This window comes from Streptomyces sichuanensis, from assembly GCF_020328095.1.
In the GTDB taxonomy this organism is placed as follows: Bacteria; Actinomycetota; Actinomycetes; order Streptomycetales; family Streptomycetaceae; genus Streptomyces; species Streptomyces cinnamoneus.
The window spans coordinates 45,841-64,879 of sequence record NZ_JAIXMK010000053.1 but is presented as its reverse complement, the minus strand read 5'-3'; the positions used below and the strand labels follow the sequence as shown (position 1 = coordinate 64,879).

General features: G+C 73.4%; 17 protein-coding genes. 8 read left to right on the top strand and 9 right to left on the bottom strand.

The annotated features are described in order from the left end of the window. Positions 1-103: 103 nt before the first annotated feature. A complete protein-coding gene (locus LE181_RS17270; protein WP_225662180.1) occupies positions 104-703 on the bottom strand; it encodes a TetR/AcrR family transcriptional regulator in 600 nt (199 codons plus the stop codon). Positions 704-864: 161 nt separating this feature from the next. Between LE181_RS17270 and LE181_RS17265 the strand changes: the two genes are divergently transcribed. Continuing rightward, on the top strand, positions 865-4,125 hold the full coding sequence (locus tag LE181_RS17265; protein ID WP_225662179.1) for a S41 family peptidase: 3,261 nt from the start codon (positions 865-867) through the stop codon (positions 4,123-4,125). A 107-nt stretch (positions 4,126-4,232) separates the two neighbouring features. On the opposite strand, the gene LE181_RS17260 is transcribed toward LE181_RS17265, so the two are convergent. The 3 genes from LE181_RS17260 to LE181_RS17250 all read right to left on the bottom strand — a co-directional run bounded on the left by LE181_RS17260 (position 4,233) and on the right by LE181_RS17250 (position 6,947). Then, positions 4,233-4,454 carry a hypothetical protein gene (locus LE181_RS17260; RefSeq protein WP_225662178.1) on the bottom strand — a complete coding sequence of 74 codons (222 nt, stop codon included), beginning with the start codon at positions 4,452-4,454 and terminating at the stop codon, positions 4,233-4,235. A gap of 76 nt (positions 4,455-4,530) precedes the next feature. Continuing rightward, positions 4,531-5,433 (bottom strand): SDR family oxidoreductase, encoded by a 903-nt coding sequence (locus LE181_RS17255; RefSeq protein WP_225662177.1) that lies wholly within the window; start codon positions 5,431-5,433, stop codon positions 4,531-4,533. After that, complete coding sequence (locus tag LE181_RS17250) at positions 5,430-6,947, bottom strand: flavin-containing monooxygenase (RefSeq protein WP_225662176.1); 1,518 nt, start codon at positions 6,945-6,947, stop codon at positions 5,430-5,432. The genes LE181_RS17255 and LE181_RS17250 overlap by 4 nt, the downstream gene beginning before the upstream one ends. 191 nt (positions 6,948-7,138) lie before the next feature. Between LE181_RS17250 and LE181_RS17245 the strand changes: the two genes are divergently transcribed. The 5 genes from LE181_RS17245 to LE181_RS17230 all read left to right on the top strand — a co-directional run bounded on the left by LE181_RS17245 (position 7,139) and on the right by LE181_RS17230 (position 10,807). Continuing rightward, positions 7,139-7,816: a MerR family transcriptional regulator gene (locus LE181_RS17245; RefSeq protein WP_225662206.1), complete on the top strand. Its 678-nt coding sequence runs from the start codon at positions 7,139-7,141 to the stop codon at positions 7,814-7,816. A gap of 308 nt (positions 7,817-8,124) precedes the next feature. Then, positions 8,125-8,241, top strand: coding sequence for a keywimysin-related RiPP (locus LE181_RS32230; protein WP_263869060.1), 117 nt, complete (start codon positions 8,125-8,127; stop codon positions 8,239-8,241). Positions 8,242-8,298: 57 nt separating this feature from the next. Next, on the top strand, positions 8,299-10,128 hold the full coding sequence (locus LE181_RS17240) for an asparagine synthase-related protein (protein ID WP_225662175.1): 1,830 nt from the start codon (positions 8,299-8,301) through the stop codon (positions 10,126-10,128). Next, positions 10,125-10,382 (top strand): lasso peptide biosynthesis PqqD family chaperone, encoded by a 258-nt coding sequence (locus LE181_RS17235; RefSeq protein ID WP_225662174.1) that lies wholly within the window; start codon positions 10,125-10,127, stop codon positions 10,380-10,382. Before LE181_RS17240 ends, LE181_RS17235 begins: the two co-directional genes overlap by 4 nt. 2 nt (positions 10,383-10,384) lie before the next feature. Then, positions 10,385-10,807: a lasso peptide biosynthesis B2 protein gene (locus LE181_RS17230; protein ID WP_225662173.1), complete on the top strand. Its 423-nt coding sequence runs from the start codon at positions 10,385-10,387 to the stop codon at positions 10,805-10,807. Between the two features lie 151 nt (positions 10,808-10,958). Here LE181_RS17230 and LE181_RS17225 read toward each other — a convergent pair whose 3' ends face one another. After that, a complete protein-coding gene (locus tag LE181_RS17225; RefSeq protein WP_225662172.1) occupies positions 10,959-11,756 on the bottom strand; it encodes an exodeoxyribonuclease III in 798 nt (265 codons plus the stop codon). Between the two features lie 67 nt (positions 11,757-11,823). Between LE181_RS17225 and LE181_RS17220 the strand changes: the two genes are divergently transcribed. Beyond that, positions 11,824-12,315, top strand: coding sequence for a GNAT family N-acetyltransferase (locus LE181_RS17220; protein WP_225662171.1), 492 nt, complete (start codon positions 11,824-11,826; stop codon positions 12,313-12,315). 227 nt (positions 12,316-12,542) lie between these two features. Here the strand turns inward: LE181_RS17220 and LE181_RS17215 are convergent, their stop codons facing one another. Genes LE181_RS17215 through LE181_RS17205 form a run of 3 tightly spaced genes read right to left on the bottom strand, consistent with a single transcriptional unit; the run spans position 12,543 to position 14,832 of the window. Then, positions 12,543-13,061 carry a DUF1269 domain-containing protein gene (locus LE181_RS17215; protein ID WP_225662170.1) on the bottom strand — a complete coding sequence of 173 codons (519 nt, stop codon included), beginning with the start codon at positions 13,059-13,061 and terminating at the stop codon, positions 12,543-12,545. 37 nt (positions 13,062-13,098) lie between these two features. Continuing rightward, positions 13,099-14,337, bottom strand: a complete 1,239-nt coding sequence (locus tag LE181_RS17210) for a sensor histidine kinase (protein ID WP_225662169.1) — start codon at positions 14,335-14,337, stop codon at positions 13,099-13,101. 39 nt (positions 14,338-14,376) lie between these two features. Then, positions 14,377-14,832 (bottom strand): hypothetical protein, encoded by a 456-nt coding sequence (locus tag LE181_RS17205; RefSeq protein ID WP_225662168.1) that lies wholly within the window; start codon positions 14,830-14,832, stop codon positions 14,377-14,379. Between the two features lie 287 nt (positions 14,833-15,119). Between LE181_RS17205 and LE181_RS17200 the strand changes: the two genes are divergently transcribed. Continuing rightward, on the top strand, positions 15,120-17,309 hold the full coding sequence (locus LE181_RS17200) for an alpha-N-acetylglucosaminidase (RefSeq protein ID WP_225662167.1): 2,190 nt from the start codon (positions 15,120-15,122) through the stop codon (positions 17,307-17,309). Positions 17,310-17,394: 85 nt separating this feature from the next. Here LE181_RS17200 and LE181_RS17195 read toward each other — a convergent pair whose 3' ends face one another. Then, positions 17,395-18,858, bottom strand: coding sequence for a hypothetical protein (locus tag LE181_RS17195; protein ID WP_372458393.1), 1,464 nt, complete (start codon positions 18,856-18,858; stop codon positions 17,395-17,397). Positions 18,859-19,039: the final 181 nt, after the last annotated feature.

Below are 19,039 nucleotides of genomic sequence, written 5' to 3'. Positions count from 1 at the left end.
GTGCTCCCGTCGGTCGGAATCGTGAGGAACTGGATATGGGGAACCAGCCCGACGAGAGCGGTGCGTCAGGTGGAGCCTCGGTGGGGGTGTAAGTGGGGAGTGGTCATACGCCGAGGGCGGGGAGGATCACGGCGTCGATGTAGTGCGAGAGGTAGTCGGCGTCGGGCGCCCGGTCCTCGATGAGCGGGCGGGCGAAGAAGCCGCCGATCATCATGTGGGCGACGAACGGGACGGCGGGGTTGTCCGCCGCCAGCTCGCCGCGCTCGACCGCGCGCCGGAGCATCGCGTCCAGCGCCGCCATCTCGGGCTCGACCAGCACGTCGCGCAGCGCCCGGTGGAGCTCTTCGTTGCTGTGCACCGCGTGCCCGAGCCCTCGCATGAGGGCGGCGTCCTTCGCCATCCGTTCCGTGTCGGCCCGGCACACCATGGCCTGGAGGTCACCGCGCACCGTGCCGGTGTCGATGTCCGCCAGGGAGACCGGCTTGTTGTGCCGCAGGGCCTTCGCCACCAGCTCCGGCTTGCCCTTCCACTGGCGGTAGAGGGTCGCCTTGCTGGAGTGCGTCCGCGCGGCCACGGCGTCCATCGTCAGGGCGTCGTAGCCGACCTCGCGCAGGAGTGCGAGCACCGCCTCGTAGAGCTCGGCCTCGCGCTCGGGGGTCAGCCGGGTGCGGCGTCCCGTCGGCTTGGGTGTTTCCGCAGGCATGCCGCGCACCTCCCCTTCACGGAGTCCGTACGAAACGGTTTCGTACACCACGAGGGTAAGGCGGAGTCTTCGCCACCGGGAGCGAAACGACTTCGTTTCGATGGTGTTCTGCGTCACGGACCGAGTTGCCGGGGCCCTGCGGGCCCGAAACCATGGAGTGCGTGAGCGACGACGCCTACATCCGCTTCCCCCATCTCCACGGCGATCTGGTCTGCTTCGCGGCGGAGGACGACCTCTGGCTGGCCCCGCTGCCGGGGCCGGGCGCGAAGGCGGGGCGGGCGTGGCGGCTGACCGTCGACCGCACGAGGGTCGGGCACCCGCGCTTCTCGCCCGACGGGCGGCACATCGCGTTCACCAGCTGGCGCAGTCTCGATCCCGAGATCCACCTGACCCCCGTCGACGGCGGGCCCGCCCGCCGGCTGACGTTCTGGGGCAGCACGGACACCCGGGTCTGCGGCTGGACGCCGCCGGAGGACGGCGTCTGCCACATCCTGGCGGTCAGCTCGCACGGGCAGCCCTTCTCGTACTTCTCCTGGGCCTACAAGGTGTCCGTCGACGGCGGCCCCGGCGGGCAGCTGCCCTGGGGGCCGGTCTCCGACATCGCGGTCGCGGACGTGGGCGGCGAACACCGGACGCTGATCCTCACCGGCAAGCCGCCGCACGAGCCGGCCTCCTGGAAGCGCTACCGGGGCGGCGCCACGGGCCGGCTGTGGCTGCAGTGCACCCGGCTGCTGCCGGACCTCGGCGGCCACCTGGACTCGGTGATGTTCGTCGGCGACCGCATCGCCTTCCTCTCCGACCACGAGGGCGTCGGCAACCTCTACTCCTGCCGCCCCGACGGCTCGGACCTGCGCCGCCACACCGACCACGAGGACTTCTACGCCCGGCACGCCGCCACCGACGGCAGCCGCGTGGTCTACCAGTGCGGGGGCGCCGTGTGGCTGGCCGAGGACTTCGGCCCCGGCGGCCGGCCGCGCCGGCTGGACCTGCGGCTCGGCGGGCCGCGCGCGGGCCGGCGCACGTACCAGGTGCAGGCCGCCCGGAACGTGGAGTCGCTGAGCGTGGACGGCACGGGCCGGGCCAGCGCGGTGCAGGTGCGCGGCAGCCTGTACTGGCTGACCCACCGCGACGGCCCGGCCCGCGCCCTCGTCGACACCCGCGGGGTGCGGGTGCGGTACCCGGAGATGCTGGGCCCGACCGGCCGGGTCGCCTACGTCACGGACGCCGAGGGCGAGGACGCCATCGAGATCGCCCAGCTGCCGCGGGCCGCGGGCCCCTCCGCACCGCGCCGGCTGGCGGCGGGCGCCATCGGCCGGGTGCACGAGCTGCTCGCCTCGCCGGACGGCGGACGGCTGGCCGTGGCCGCGCACGACGGGCGGCTGCTGCTGGTGGACGCCTCGGCCGAGGGCGACGGGGAGGTCACCGAGCTGATCCGGTCCGCCAACGGGCCCGTACGGGACCTGGCCTTCTCCCCCGACTCGGCCTGGCTGACGTGGTCGCACCCCGGCGTCGGGCGCTCGCTGCGCCAGATCAAGATCGCCAAACTGGCCGACCGGACGGTCGTGGACGTCACCAACGGCCGCTTCGAGGACGAGCAGCCGGTCTTCACCCGCGACGGCCGCTACCTCGCCTTCCTCTCCTGGCGCGGCTTCGACCCGGTCTACGACGTGCACACCGGCGACCTGTCCTTCCCGCTGGGCTGCCGCCCCTACCTCGTACCGCTGTCGTCCGCCACGCCGTCGCCGTTCGCCCTGACCGCGGAGGGCCGTCCGGCGGGCGGCGGGCTCGACCTGGACGACACCGGCGACACCGAGGGCTCGGTCCTGGTGCAGGCGGAGGGCCTGGAGAGCCGGGTGACGCCGTTCCCGGTGGCGGCCTCGAAGTACTCCGCCCTCCACCCGGTCAGCGGCGGCGGGCTGGTGTGGCTGCGCTGGCCGATCTCGGGCGCGCTCGGCGAGACCTTCGCCAACCCGGCCGACACCACCGGGCGCCCCACACTGGAGCACTTCGACCTGACCAAGGCCAAGCGCACCGAACTCACCTCCTCCCTGGACTGGTTCGCGGTCAGCGGCGACGGCACCCGGCTCGTCGTCAACGACGAGGGCGACCTGCGCGTCGTGCCGGCCACCGACCCCGCGGACTCCGACTCGACCGTCTACGTCGACATGCGGCGCATCCTCCACGAGGTCGACCCCGCCGCCGAGTGGCGCCAGGCGTACGCCGAGGCCGGCCGCATCGTCCGGGCGTACTTCTGGGAGCCCGGCATGTGCGGCGTCGACTGGGACGCGGTGCTGGAGCAGTACCGCCCGCTGGTCGAACGGGTCGCCTCCCCCGACGAGTTCGCCGACCTGCTGCGCGAGGTCCTCGGCGAGCTCGGCACCTCGCACGCCTACGTCACGCCCGCCCGCCGCAACGAGGGCCCGCCGCACTACCAGCGCGCCATCGGCCTGCTCGGCGCCAACCTGACCCATCAGAAGGACGGCTCCTGGACCGTGCGGCGCATCCTGCCCGGCGAGTCCTCCGACTCCAAGGCCCGTTCGCCGCTGGCCGGTTCCGGCATCCGCGAGGGCTGGGCGCTCACCCACGTCGACGGGCGGCCGGTGGACCCCGTCACCGGCCCGTACCCGCTGCTGGCGGCGGCGGGCGGCACGACCGTGGAGCTCACCTTCCGGCCGCCCGAGGGCGAGGAACACGCACGCCGGGTGGCGGTCGTGCCGCTGGTCGACGAGCGGCCGCTGCGCTACCAGGACTGGGTGACCAAGCGCCGCGCGGTCGTCCACGAGCTGAGCGACGGCACGTGCGGCTACCTGCACATCCCCGACATGGGCGGCTCCGGCTGGGCGCAGTTCAACCGCGACCTGCGGATGGAGATGTCCCGCCGGGCCCTGATCGTCGACGTCCGCGGCAACGCCGGCGGCAACATCAGCGAGCTCGTCGTCGAGAAGCTCACCCGCACCATCATCGGCTGGGACCTCACGCGCGACGCCCAGCCGGTGTCGTACGCGAGCAACGCCCCGCGCGGCCCGGTCGTCGCCATCGCCGACGAGATGACGTCCTCCGACGGCGACATGATCACCGCGGCGTTCAAGCTGCAGGGCATCGGCCCGGTGGTCGGCCTGCGCACCTGGGGCGGCGTCGTCGGCATGACCGGCCGGCACCGCCTCGTCGACGGCACGTCGATCACCGTGCCGATGAACGCCGCGTGGTTCGACGCCTACGGCTGGGGCGTGGAGAACCACGGCGTGGAGCCGGACATCGAGGTCGACCGCACCCCGCTCGACTGGGCCGAGGGCCGCCACAAGCAGCTGGACGACGCGGTGCGGCTCGCGCTCGACCTGCTGGAGCAGCACGGCGCCGCCGAACCGCCCGACTACTCGGGCGTGCCGGACCTGCGCCGGCCGAAGCTGCCGCCGCGGGGGTGATTGGGCCCCACATACGGGCCCCGGGACACACGGATACGGCCCCGGACACGCGTCAGGGGCGCACCCGGCGTCCCGGGTGCGCCCCTGAACCGCGGGCAGGGCGGCGCCTACTGGCGGTCGTCGAGCTCGTCGCGGATGTCGTCGAAGGACTGCTGACCGCCTTGCCGCTGCGACTGCTGTCCTTGCTGGCCCTTCTGCTGGCCCTGCTGCCCCTTCTCGCGGACCTTGTCCTGCGCCTGCTGGCCCTTCTGCTGTGCCTGTTGCTTGGCGCTCTGGGCCTTCTGCTTGGCCTGTTGCGCCTTGTTCTGCATCTCGTCCTTGATGCCCATGCGTGTTCACTCCTAGGGGAGGTCGGGGAAGTGGGCGAGACCAGCCTCACACGCTCGGACATACGGCGCATTTCGATCAGTGACGCTGTGTGCCCGGGCGTCCGGAGGTCTCCTCGGCGTCCGCCGCGCCGCCCGCGCCCACCAGCCCGATCCGCATGCCGGACAGGCGCGGCCCGGCGCGCCGCATCTCGCGCGCCCCGCCCAGGGCGAGCAGCCCCGGCAGCGCGCCCCGCAGCGGCTGCACGGCGCGCAGCCACGGCTGTGCGTAGACGTGCGCCGAGCGGCGCTCGATGCCGTCCACCAGCCGGTCGACGGCCGGGCCGAGGGGGTAGGTGCGGTTCGCGGGCCAGGGCAGCCGGGCGCGCAGGGCGCGCATCGCCTCGTGCTCGTCGGCGCCGCGCACCATGTCGGTGTCGGTCCAGCTCAGGTAGGCGACGCCCACGCGGACGCCGGTGTGGCCGACCTCGGCGCGCAGGCCGTGCGCGTACGCCTCCACTCCCGCCTTGGACGCGCAGTAGGCGGTCATCAGGGGTGCGGGGACGATCGCGGCGAGGGAGGCGATCTGCAGGAGGTAGCCGCGGCTCTCGGTGAGGTGCGGCAGGAAGGCGCGGCCCGTGACCGCGCTGCCGACGAGGTTCACCTCGACGACGCGGCGCCAGGCGTCGGGGTCCGAGCCGGCCAGCGGGCCCCCCGTGGCGACCCCGGCGTTGGCGACGACGACGTCCACTCTGCCGAAACGATCCTTCACCTCGGCCGCCACCCGGGTCATCGCCGCCTGGTCGGTGACGTCGGCGTGCCAGTGGGCGGCCGCGCCGGCCGGCAGCGACTCGGCGACCCGGCGCAGCCCGTCGGGCTCCAGCCCGACGAGGGCCACGCGCGCGCCGCGCCCGGCGAGCTTGCGGGCCAGCGACTCGCCCACCCCGCGGGCGGCTCCGGTGACGACGGCGACCCGGCCGTCGAGGTGCGTACCGGCCCTCATCGCGCGACCTCCGCCCGGGCGGGCGCGGGGCGGGTGTGGCCGGGGGCGCGCAGGACGTGGTACTCGCTGAAGTCGATGCGGCGGGTGACCCTGCGGAACTCGGCGGTGGTGCCGGGCCAGACCGTGGTGTTGCGGCCGCTCGCGTCCAGGTACCAGCTGTCGCAGCCGGTGTTCCACACGGTGCGGGTCATGCGCTGCTGGAGCATGTGGTTCCAGGCGCGGACGGCGGAGGGCCGGGCGTCGAGGGCGGCCCGGCCGCCGAGGGCGTCGAGCTGGCGCAGGTAGTCGGCCATGTAGTTCAGCTGGGCCTCGATCATGAGGATCATCGAGCTGTTCCCGAGGCCGGTGTTGGGGCCGATGATGGTGAGGAAGTTGGGGAAGCCGGCGGCGCTGGAGCCGCGCAGGGCCGCCATGCCGTCCTTCCACTCCTCGGCGAGGGTGGTGCCGCCCGCGCCGGTGACCCGCTGGGCGATCGGCATGTCGGTGACGCGGAACCCGGTGCCGAAGACGATCGCGTCGGCCTCGGCCTCGGTGCCGTCGGCGGCGACGAGCGTGGAGCCGCGCACCTCGGCGAGGCCGGAGGCGACGACGTCGACGTTGGGGCGGGTGAGGGCGGGGTAGTAGTCGTTGGACAGCAGGATGCGCTTGCAGCCGATGCGGTAGTCCGGCAGGAGCTTGGCGCGCAGCGCCGGGTCCTTGACGGCCTTGCGCAGGTGGGAGACGGCCAGCCGCTCTATGAACCCGAGCCGTTCGGGGTGCTTGGTGAAGAGCCCCACCTGCAACTCCCGTGCGCTCCACAGCAGTCCGCGGCGCAGCGCCCGGGTGGCCGGGACCCGCTCGTGCAGCCAGCGTTCGGCGTCGGTGATCCGGCGGTCGGCGCGCGGCAGGACCCAGGGCGGGGTGCGCTGGAAGAGGGTGAGGTGCCCGACGTCCGGCTGGATGCTGGGGACGATCTGGATGGCGGAGGCGCCGGTGCCGATCACCGCGACGCGTCTGCCGCGCAGTTCGACGTCGTGGTCCCAGCGGGCGGAGTGGAAGACGGCGCCGGGGAAGGAGTCCAGGCCCGGCACGGCCGGCAGCCGGGGGTCGGACAGCGGACCGGTGGCGGAGACGAGGACGTCGGCGCTGTAGGGGCCGTCCGCCGTCCCGATCTCCCACCGCAGTCCGTCGGCGTCCCAGCGGGCGCTGTGGACCTCGGCGTTCAGCCGCAGGTGCGGCCGCAGGCCGAAGGTGTCGGCGACCCGTTCCAGGTAGGCGCGGATGTGCGGCTGGCCGGAGAAGTTGCGCGGCCAGGCGGGGTGCGGGGCGAAGGAGAAGGAGTACAGGTGGGAGGGGACGTCGCAGGCGCAGCCGGGGTAGGTGTTGTCCCGCCAGGTGCCGCCGACGGCGCCGGCGCGCTCCAGGACGACGAAGTCGGTGATGCCCTCGCGGCGCAGTCGTACCGCCGCGCCCAGCCCGCCGAACCCCGAACCGATCACCGCCACCCGTACGTGCCGCCGTACGTGCTCGACCATGCCGCCTCCCGAGAGCCTGCTTGCCCGACTGCGCCAGTAATCACTGGCACAGTGGGAGCGTAGGGCAGGTGGCGGCCGGGGCGGTAGAGGCACGAGGCGGCGGGCCGAGGGCCGTTCGCACGTAGGCTTCCGGCGTGGCGAAGAACGACGAGAGGGCTTCCGGCGGCAGCGGAGGCGAGCGTGAGTACCGCATGGCGGAGCTGGCGGAGAAGGCCGGCATCACCGTCCGCACGCTGCGCTTCTACCGCGAGCGCAAGCTCATCCCGCCGCCGCGCCGCGAGGGCCGCATCGCCTGGTACGGCGAGCACCACCTCGCCCGGCTGCGGACCGTCGCCGCCCTGCTGGAACGCGGCCACACCCTCGGCGGCATCGCCGACCTGCTGACGGCCTTCGAGTGCGGACGCGACGTGGGTGAACTCCTGGGCCTGGCGGGGGCGGCGATCACCACCCCCTGGTCGGAGGAGGCGGCGGTCCGCCTCAGCCCCGAGGAGCTCGCCGACCGCTTCGCGGGCCAGGTCACCCCGGAGAACCTCACCGCCGCCCTGGAGCTCGGCTACCTCGCGGCGGACGGCGACGAGATCGTCCACATCAGCCGCCGGCTCCTCGACGCCTCGACCGCGCTCGTCCGCCAGGGCGTCCCGCTCTCCGCGGTCCTCACGGCCGCCCACGAGGTGCGCGCCCACGCGGACGCCCTGGCCGAGACGTTCACGTCCCTGATCGGCGCCCACGTCCTCCCCCGCACGGACGACGTCCCCGCGGCCCTGGAACGCCTCCGCCCCGTCGCCCGCACGGTCGTCGACGCCGAGCTCTCGCTGGCCATGGACCGCCGCCTCCGCACGGCACTGACGCCGGACGCGGGGAAGCGGTAGCCCCCGGACGGGGCACTACCGCTTCCCCCCAGGCTCCCCCGGGCTCGCCACGCCGTGGTCCTTCGGAGTCATCCAGCCGGCGGGGCCGAAGCCCTGCCGCCTCGGCGCGAAACGGCGCGTTCCGGTCGGAAGAACGGAGCGCGCCCTTTCATTTCTTCTCGTCCGGAATTCCGATTTCGCAAGACTCAAACAGCGCTGGCCGGAAGATGACAAGAAGGCACCGCGCCTGGTTATCGACGACCGGGCCGTGGCACTGTGGATGGCGGGGGAGACACCCCCGGGATATTCCGACGAGAGGAGATCTTGATATGACTTTCAAGGAGACTTACGAGGCGCCGCTTTTCCTGGCCGCAGGTGACTTCCGCACGGCCACCGGCTGGCTCTTCCGCGGCAGCGCCGACCTGCTCGGCGGCTCGATGGTCTGATCAGGCGCCTGATCAAGATTCTGATCAACCGCCTGATCGATCGTTAGGAAACAGCTGATGCCGAGCCACGGTACGCCTTTCTTCTTCGCATTCTCCGACAGCGAGGCCGGGTGTGCCGTGGCCCGGCACCTGTGCCGGGAAACAGCCGGCCTGCGAATTATTGAATACGATTCCGGCCGCCCCTGGATTGTGGGGCTGTGGGATGACGACGGAATCGCCGTCGCACGAGCCGGCAACAAGGCCGTCGTCCTGATCGGCACCCTGCCGAAGCTGGGAAACGGACTGGGCTCCCGTGTCGAGCGGTTGCGTGATCTGAGTGAACTGGACGGCCTGAGTTCGTCCGTGCCGGGCGAGTTCCATCTCCTCGCCACGCTGGGTGGCGCCATGCGGGTTCAGGGCACCGCCTACGGAACCAGGCGGGTCTTCCACACCCGAACCGAAGGCACCGAGGTGGTGGCCGACCGGGCCGCGCTGTTGGCCGAGTTGATTGACGCCCCGCTCGATCTGACGGCCGTCGCGATGCGTCTCGTGCAGCCGGTGATCGCACCGCTCGACCGACGGGTCATGTGGCAGGGGGTGTCCGCAGTCCAGCCCGGCTGGCAGTTGACGCTCCAGCACGATGGGCGGGCTCGCCACCTGCGTTGGCACCGGCCGCCCGAGCCGCACCTGGCGCTGACAGCAGGTGCCGCAGCGGTCCGGTCCGCCATGGCGGATGCAGTGGGTGCCAGAACCCACCTCGGCGGACTGATCAGTGCCGATCTGTCCGGAGGAATGGACTCGACCTCGATCTGCGCACTCGCCGCCAGAGACGGAGCTGCGAAGCTGATCGCCTGCAGCGCCACCGGCGAGGAGTCGGAGAACCAGGATGGGTACTACGCCCGTCTCGCCGCCGAGCAGATGCCGGGCACGGAGCATTTCGTCCTGCCGAAGGGCGAGCTGCCACTCTTCTACAGCGGGGTGGTGGACGAGCGGAGCCGGACGGACGCCCCCTCGATCTTCGCCATTTCACGTGACCGGGCGACGGTTCTGAATGCCCGGATGGCCGAGCGGGGATCACGGCTGCATCTCACCGGTTACGGCGGCGACCACCTCTTCCTGGGGTCACCCGTGCACTACCACGGTCTGCTGCCGCATCGGCCCCTGCTCAGCCTCCAGCGGATCCGGGCCTTTCGGATCATCCGCTCCTGGCCCTGGCGCGAGGTGATTCCACAGCTCGCCGACCGTCGCTCCTTCCGGTCCGCCCTCGCCGGGCTGAGCGCGCACCGTTCGGGCAGCCTCAGTCTGACCACCCCTGCGCTGGGCTGGGCACCCCAGCCGCACGTCCCCGTGTGGCTCACTCGGGACAGCCGTGATGTGATCCAGAGGGAGTTCACCGAGGTGGCCCGGGACGCCGTGCCGTACGCCGCCACCACCGGGCGTCACAACGAACTGGCTGTCATCTACGGTGGGACGCAGGACATGCGCGCGATGGCCGAGATCTCCCGGCACGCCGGTGTGCCGGTAGCGACTCCCTACTTCGACGACCAGGTGGTCGACGCGGCCCTGTCCGTCCGGATCGAGGACAGGGTTACGCCCTGGGAGTACAAGCCGCTACTGGCAGCGGCCATGCGGGGCGTCGTCCCGGACACCTGTCTGTCGCGCACCACCAAGGGCGACGGAACGCCGGACGAGGTGGGGGGGCTCTACCGCCACCGGGACGAGCTCGCCGCACTCTGGGAGGACAGCGCGCTCGCCGCGCTCGGCCTGGTCGACCAGGAGGCACTGCGCCGCTCGTGCACCCGGCCGGGCTCGCCCGAAATGAAAGACGGCGCCATCGGGGCCGTCCTCGCCTGTGAAGTCTGGCTGCGGACGGCCCACAACGGACACTCCCGAAGGACGATCTCATGACTCTGCGGCTCAGCAAGCACCTCACGTTGGCCGAGACCGATTTCGGTGCGGCGATGCTCGACCAGCGGAGCGGTAAGTACTGGCAACTCAACCCCACCGCGGCGGTGGTCGCCCGGACGCTTCTGGACGGGGGCACGCCCGAGGACGCCGTCCGTGCCGTCACCACGAGGTTCGACGTGGACGAGGCCCGTGCCTCCGCCGACGTGCACGGTCTGGTGGAGGCGATGCGTGCCGCGGGGGTGGTGCAAGGATGAGCATGACCCTCGTCCTGAGCCGCGACCGGCGGAAGCGGCCACTGGGCCTGCGGCTGCGGACCCGGGCCGCCATCGTCGTCGCCCGGCCGCTCAGCTTCCTCCCGCCGCACCGGCTGCTGCGGGTGCTGGGTGTGGTCCGCCGGGGAGCCCGGCCGGCCACCGTCGAACAGGCCACCGTCGCGCGCGAGTCCGTGCTCGCGGGGAGTCTCGCGCTCAACGGCCTGCGCGCCTGCCTGCCGCGGTCGTTGGCGGCCGCCCTGCTCTGCCGGACGTTCGGGGTGTGGCCCACCTGGTGCGTCGGCACCCGCGCCGCGCCGCCGTTCGCGGCCCACGCTTGGATCGAGGCGGAGGAGCAACTGGTCGGCGAGCTGGGGGCCTACGAGAGCTACGCCCGGCTGATGACCGTGCCGCCCGTTCATCGATAGAGACCGCCCCCAGGGCCTGCATCGGCGGGTCCTGGGGCCTCACTGTGCTTCTCCGGTGTGCTGCCGGAATCTGACCGGTCCTGGCCGCACGCGCGACCTGCCCCGCCTCGGCTGGTCTCCGAAGCCGTGCGCACCTTCCCCTGTGGGCCGGTTAGCTCTTCAGGTCGTACGCGACGGTCACCGGCGCGTGGTCGCTCCACCGCTCGGCATGGCTGGCGGCGCGCTCGACGCGGGCCTTCAGGGCGCGGTCCGCGAGGCCGGGGGTGGCGACCTGGTAGTCGATGCGCCAGCCCGAGTCGTTGTCGAAGGCGCGGCCGCGGTAGGACCACCACGAGTAGGGGCCCTCGACGCCCGGGTGGAGGGCGCGGACGACGTCCACGTACTCCGTGAAGACCTTCGTCAGCCACTCCCGCTCCTCGGGGAGGAAGCCGGCGCTCTTGCGGTTGGCCTTCCAGTTCTTGAGGTCGGCCTCGGTGTGGGCGATGTTCCAGTCGCCGCAGACCACGACCTCGCGGCCGTCCGCCGCCGCACGGGCCTTCAGGGCCACCAGGTACGGCAGGAACTCCGCCATGAAGCGTTCCTTCTCGTCCTGGCGCTCCGTGCCCACCTCGCCCGAGGGCAGGTAGAGGCTGGCCACCGTCACGCCCGGCAGGTCGATCTCGGCGTAGCGGCCGCTGCCGTCGAACTCCGCCGAGCCGAAGCCGATGCGCACCGCGTCCGGCTCGCGCCGGGAGTAGAGGGAGACGCCCGCGCGGCCCTTGGCCGCTGCGGGGGCGTGCACGACGTGCCAGCCGTCGGGGTCGCGCACCTCGTCCGGGAGCTGGTGGGCCTCGGCGCGCACTTCCTGGAGGCAGACCACGTCGGCCTCGGTCTGCGCCAGCCACTCGACGAAGCCCTTCTTCGCGGCGGCGCGCAGTCCGTTCACATTTGCGGTGGTAACGGTGAGCATCCGGGCACGATACCGACTCCCGGAAACCCCTGCCGACCGGCCGCCGTCCGCCCGTACCATCGCCGGCATGGAGATCATGACCGTCGCCTACGACCACCCCGACGCCCTGAAGCTCAATGACCAGGTGCAATTGGAGTACGCCGAGCGGTACGGCGAGGGCGATCTCACCCCCTTGGACCCCGCGCAGTTCGCCCCGCCACGTGGCCTGTATCTCATCGCCTACGACGGCGGCACCCCCCTCGCCACCGGCGGCTGGCGCGCCATGGAGCGCAACGCCGAGGGCTACGCGGACGGCGACGCCGAGCTCAAGCGCATGTACGTGGTGCCCGAGGCCCGCGGCCGGGGCCTGGCCCGCCGCATCCTGGCCGCCCTGGAGGACAGCGCGCGGCGGGCGGGGCGGCTGCGCATGGTGCTGGAGACGGGCAACCGGCAGCCGGAGGCCATAGCCCTCTACACCTCCAGCGGGTACGTCCCGGCCGTGCCGAAGTTCGGCCTCTACCGCTCCTACGACAGCAGCCGCTGCTTCAGCAAACCGCTGACCGGCCAGAGCCCGGTCTAGGGCGTGTCCGCAAAGTCCCGCCTGGCCCGCGACGCTCCCCCAGCTACCGCTGGGAGGTGCCCCCAGGCACGCACGCTCGCCGCGTTGTCGGGATCACCCAAGTACGCCCAGTACGAGGGCGACCCTCCGCCTTGCGATCTCCCCCAGCTACCGCTGGGAGGTGCCCCCAGCACCAGACGCCGCGGGCCACGCCCTTCGGGCGTACGGCGCTACTTTGCGGACACGCCCTAGGGGGCCGGCTGACCGCCGCCGCCGTGGCCCGCCGCGATCGCGGCCTCCACCTCCGCCCGCACCCGCTCCGCCGGGTACCGCCGGACCTCGCCGAACGGCGCGAGCACCCGGTCGGTCGTCCCGGGGTCCTCCTCGCGGACCTCGGCCATCAGGACCGTGCTGCCCGGCGGCACCTCCGCCGCCAGCATCTCCAGCGCCGCGTTCGAGGCGGTGGCCCCACGGGCGTCGTGGACGCCGCCGATCAGGCCGCCCGCCCCGAAGCCGATGATGACGCCGAGCGGCCCGCCGAGGATGCCCAGCAGCCCGCCGAGCAGCCCGCCCATGGCGAACGCGGGGGCCGTACCGGTGTTGTCGGCCGCGTCGGGGAAGTCCAGGGCACCCTCCGCGTCCCGTGCGATCACCGCGCCCTCGCGCAGCGTGATGTCGCCGTCGGCGTGCGCCTGGCGCAGGGCGTCCAGCGCCCGGTGACCCTTGCGCGGGCTGTCGGCATTGAGGAACAGGACGTTGTCGTTCACAGCTTCCACTCTTGGGCCTGTTCCCCTCCCCCGCACCTCAGTCGCCGCCCTCCGGGCCCGTCTCCCCCGCCGCCCGCACCGCGTCCGTCAGGTCCAGCGTCGCCTCGGCCCCGCCGCCCGCCGGGTTGGCGAAGGCCAGCCCCGCCCCCAGCACCTTCGCCTGGCCCACCGCGATCGTCAGCCCCAGGCCGAGCCCCGCGCCCGAGCCCGTGCGGAACCGCTGCGGCCCGCTCGCCAGCAGGTGTGCCGGGAAGCCGGGCCCGCCGTCCCGCACCCGTACGAGCCCGCCGTCGACCTCCGCGACCACCGGGGCGTTCCCGTGCCGGAAGGCGTTGGTGACGAGGTTGGTCAGTATCCGCTCCACCCGGCGGGCGTCCGTCTCGACGAGGCAGTCGTGCACGATCCGTACCTCCGCCGCCTCCTGCCCCGGCCCCGCCGCCCCCCGCACCGCCCGCCGGGTCAGCTCGCCCAGCGCCCGTACGTCCGTGTCGGCGCGCTCCGCGTCACCGTCGAGCCGGGCCACCTCCAGGACGTCCTCCACCAGCGACCGCACCCGCTGCGCCCGTTCGCGGACCATCTCCGCGGGCCGGCCCGGCGGCAGCAGCTCGGCGGCGGCCACCAGGCCGGCGACGGGTGTGCGCAGTTCGTGGGCGATGTTGGCGGTGACCTCGCGTTCGGCCTGGAGCCGCGCGGCCAGCGCGTCGGCCATGGTGTTGACGGCGTGGATCAGCCGGGCGATCTCGTCCTTGCCGCCCCGCGGCCGCAGCCGGGCCCCGGCGTCGCCGTCCGCGATGCGTTCGGCGGTCCGCGCGGAGGCGTTCAGCCGGCGGCCGACGACCGTCGCGAGGCCCACCCCGACGATGCCGGCCAGGGCCGTGCCCGCCCCGCCGGCCAGCCACAGGGCCTCGTCGAGCCCGTCGAGGTTGCGGGCCTGCCGCCGGTAGGAGTGCTTGAGGACGACGATGTCGTCGCGGACGCGCGTCGCACCCCACAGGACCGGCTCGGGGCCGGAGCGGTCCAGGTAGGTGGCGCGCTGTCCCTTCTGGGCGGCCCGGCGCAGCGGCTCGGGCATCCGGTAGGGGTTGAGGAGCACGCGGGGGCGGTCGACGCCGGCGGCGTGGTCCTCGGCCGCCGTCAGCAGCCGCTGGTCGAGGCTGTCGCGCGCGGTCTCCAGCTGGTTGACGGCGGTGCGGTGGTGCACGACGAGGCCGATGAGAACGGCGACCAGTGCGGCCGTGGCGGTGATCGCCACCCCGATCTTCGTGCGCAGACCCATCGGATGCAGACTCCTCGGCTCCTCGGCGGCGGCTGCCGGCTACGGCGTGGGGACGAAGAGCCGCAGGCTGCGCAGCTCGTCGGACTGCTCGGGCGGGAGTCCGTCGGCGACGACGGCGGCCCGGCCGTAGTAGGCGGAACGTTCCTGCCGGACCACGCCGCTGAGCACGACGCGGGCCCGGTACGGCGTGTCCCGGCAGCCCGGCCGGCACCAGTCACCGGTCACGCCGCCCGTCGCCTCGGCGGTCGCCCCGCCCCAGGACCGCCAGCGCAGACCGGTCAGCCGCACGGAGCCCCCGATCTCCAGGGACGCCGGGCCGCGCAGGGCGGGCCTGCCCGGGCCCTCGGTGACGTACACCGGGCCGGTGGTGGCCGAGGCCGTGGGTGCCGGGCCCGCCACCTTGAGCCCGCCGGGATCGGCGCACCCGCAGAGCAGTCCGCCCAGCAGCCCGGCGGCGAGGGCCGTGGCGCCGGACATCGCAAGGAGTGGTCGCACGGGATTCCTCATGCCGGTGTGACGGGGACGGGGCGGAACTGGTTGTACGGAACCGCGCGAGCGGGGGCTGGGCCGGGTCGGACGGAGCGGGGCTGACCGAGCTGGGCTGACGGGCGGGCTTAGCAGGTCGGAACGGGCCCGTGGGGCCATTCGTGCCAAATGTAACCGGCGTGGCTGGTTCGCCGCCCGTGCCCTTGACCGATTCCCGACGCGGGCTCATAGGATCTCGGCGCTCAAGTGGTCCAGTCCAGCCCGTCGCCGCAGTGCCACGGCCCCGGAGGTCACTCATGCACATCGCCCGTCGTACGCTCCTCGGCGCCGTCGCCGGATCCGCCGCGCTCGGTGCCGTGGGCGTGCCCCCCGCGGCGTCGGCGGGGGCCGCGCCCCGGGAGGGCGGCGCCGCCGCGGAGGCGCTGGCCCGGCTGTTGCCCCGTCACCACGCCCAGGTCGCCTTCCGCACCGTCCCGCGCCGCGGCGGCCACGACGTCTTCCGGGTGTCCGGTGCGGCCGGCCGGATCACGGTCGAGGGCACCACCCCGGCCGTGCAGCTCACCGGCTTCCACCGCTACCTCCGGCAGGTCGCCCACGCGCACTTCTCCTGGAGCGGCGAGCAGACCGCGCTGCCCGGCCGCCTCCCCGCCGCCGGCGCCCCGCTCACCGGCAGGGCCAACGTCGCCCACCGCTTCGTCCTCAACGACACCAACGACGGCTACACCGGCCCCTACCACGACTGGGACTACTGGGAGCACGAGATCGACGTGCTGGCCCTGCACGGCTTCAACGAAGTGCTGGTCTACGCGGGCGCCGACGCCGTCTACCACCGCACCTTCACCGCCCACGGTTACAGCGACGCCGAGGTCCGCCGGTGGGTTCCCGGCCCGGCCCACCAGCCGTGGTGGCTGATGCAGAACATGTCCTCCTTCGGCGGCCCCGTCTCCCGCGAGCTCCTCGACCGCCGCACCGACCTGGCGCGCAGGATCGTGGCGCGCCTGCGCGAGCTGGGCATGACGCCCGTCCTGCCCGGCTACTACGGCACCGTGCCACCCGGCTTCGCCGACCGCAACAGCGGTGCCCGCACCATCCCGCAGGGCGACTGGATGGGCTTCCCCCGCCCCGACTGGCTCGACCCGCGCACGCCCCACTTCGCCGCGGTGGCGCGCACGTTCTACCGGACGCAGCAGGAGCTGTACGGCGCGACCTCGATGTACAAGATGGACCTGCTGCACGAGGGCGGCAGCCCCGGCGACGTACCGGTCGGCGACGCCGCCCGGGCCGTGGAGAAGGCCCTGCGCGCCGCGCACCCGGGTGCGATCTGGGCGATCCTCGGCTGGCAGCGCAACCCCCGGCGCGAGATCACCGACGCCGTCGACCGGTCCAGGATGCTCGTCCTCGACGGACTCTCCGACCGCAAGGCGGCCATCACCGACCGCGAGGCGGACTGGGGCGGCACCCCCTACGCCTTCGGCTCCATCTGGAACTTCGGCGGCCACACCGCGCTGGGCGCCAACGCCCCCGACTGGGCGGCGCTCTACCACCGGTGGCGGACGAAGTCCGGCAGCGCCCTGCGCGGGATCGCCGCCATGCCCGAGGCCGCCGACAACAACCCCGCGGCCCTCGCCCTCCTGTCCGACCTCGCCTGGACGGACGGGCCGGTGGACCTGACGGCCTGGTTCGAGCGGTGGCACGTCAGCCGCTACGGCGCCCATGACGCCGGCGCCGCCCGCGCCTGGGACGTGCTGCGCCGCACCGCCTACGGCACGACCCGCGCCGACGGCTGGAGCGAACAGGCCGACGGCCTCTTCGGCGCCCGCCCGGACCTGTCCGCCGACCGCGGCGGCACCTGGTCGCCCCGGCAACTGCGCTACGACGCGGCAGAGTTCGACAAGGCGCTGCCCGCGCTGCTGTCGGTGGCCCCGGAGCTGCGCGGCAGCACGGCCTACCGCAGCGACCTCCTCGACGTCACGCGCCAGTGCGTGGCCAACCGCAGCCGGCAGCTCCTGCCGCGCATCAAGGCCGCGTACGAGGCCGGCGACCGCGACCGTTTCGGCGACCTCGCGCAGCAGTGGCTGGACTGGACGGACCTGCTGGAGCAGGTCGTCGCCACGGACGAACGCCACCTGCTGGGCGGCTGGATCGCCGATGCCCGGGCCTGGGGGGTTTCGGACGACGAGCGCGACCGGCTGCAGGCCGACGCCCTCTCCCTGCTGACCGTCTGGGGCCCGCGCGCCTCGGCCGACGCGGGCAAGCTGCACGACTACGCCAACCGGGAGTGGTCCGGCCTGGTCGGGGGCCTCTACCGGCTGCGCTGGAAGACGTACTTCACCGAACTGGACGCGGCCCTGGACGAGGACCGCGAGCCCCGGCCGGTCGACTGGTTCACCCTGGAGGACCGCTGGACCCGCCGGCCTCCCGCCCTCCGCGCCCGCCCCACGGGCGACATCGTCCGCGTGGCGAGGACGGTGGCGTCCCGGCTGTGAACGCACGACGCCGGGCGGACCCGGAGATCCCGGGCCGCCCGGCGTCGTACGTGTCGTCGGTACTACGTGTCGTCAGTGCGTGGTGTCAGCGCTTCTTGGGCGCGTTGACCGTGCCCTCGCCGCCGGCCAGCTTCCACTCCTTGTGGAAGATGTCCAGCGGGATCCGCCGCTCGAACAGCGGCGTACCGAAGATCTTCAGCTGTGCCTGCAGCGCGCCGGTCAGGTCCACGCCGCCGTAGGCGGCCCACTTCCCGGTGGCGGACGCCTTGCCGTCGCTGGACGCGGTGGCGGTGCCCTCGCCCTCCGCCCGCAGGTACGGCGACAGGTTGGCGCTCACGCCCACCGCGCCGTACAGACCGACGGACGCCTCCGCGCCCAGCGCGGCCTTGACCTTGCCGGAGGCGGTCGCCGTGGCCCGCACGGGGCTGGCGTTCATGGCGGCCCTGCTGTCGGAGGACCAGCCCTTGCCCCAGGTGTAGGCGCCGCCGACCTTGAAGTCGCCGGTCATCTCCTGCTTCACGTCGACGCTGAGCTTGCCCTCGGCGTCGACCTGGAGGTAGCAGGTGAGGTCGAGGTTGACCACGACCGGCACGGGGCCGACCTGGATGACGGGGTCGGCGTGCAGCTTGGCGAGGGGGAGCCGCAGCGGCTTGTCCGCGGTGGTGGCCGACGCCTGTCCCTTCAGCTCCCACGCCGAGGACCAGTCGCCGGACAGCGACAGGCCGGCGGTGCCGGGGCCGCGGCCGCTGCTCTTGCCGTTGTAGGAGAAGTCGACCTCGGGGGCCAGCTGGACGAAGCCCCGCGCCGACGCCTCGGCCTGGACGGGAGAGCCCTGGGGCGTGGGGATGGCGGCCCCCACGTCGAGCCGCAGGCTGCCCAGCGGCACCTTGGCGCCCTGCGGGCCCACGTGCACGCCGCCCGGCTTGGCCCAGGAGACCTTCACACCCTGGACGAGCGGGTCCACCGCGACGGTGGAGGGGTCGACGGGCACCTTGCCCTTGGCCTCGGAGTCGCCGAGCAGCGCGTCCAGGGTGGCCGGCGCGGTCTTGACCTCGGTGCCCTGCTCGGTCTTGCCGAGCACCTGGGTGACCTTGGCCAGGACGCCCTGGGGGGCGCCGGGCGCGGGCGCGCTGGCGATGACGTCGCCGACGGCCACGTTCGTCTGCGCGGCGGGGGCGGGCGTACCGGACGACGGCGCCTTGGAGGGCTGCGGGGCAACCCCCTTGGGCTTCTTCGAGGCCGCGGCGGGGCCGGATATGACGGCCCGTCCGCTGCTGCGGTCGAACGAGGCGACCTTCAGCGAGGACGAGGCCGCCTTGGGGCCGGAGCCCTTGGCGGAGTGGGCGACGGCGCTCGGTGCGGCGCCCCCCGCGGGGGCGGCCGCCACGGCAAGCTGGGGAGAGGCGCCGCCCGGGGCGGTGGCCGCCACGGGCGCGGCGTCACCGCCCTTGCCGGCGGCGGAGGGGCTCGCACCGGAACAACCGGTCACGGAGAGCAGGGACGCTGCAGTCAGTGCAGGCAGAACGGCATACCTGGTGGTATTGCGCAAAGTTGAGTCCTCGGGAGCGTGAGGTGGGGGCGCCCGGGGGGAGTTCACACCCACGGGCTGCATCACACGGCAACAGGAAGAGCTGCGATCGCCCCTCACGGGATTACCTGAGGTAGCGATCGGCATGATCGTGTCATGGCCCCACGCACCCGAAGAACCGTTTCACCTGCCTCGTAAACAT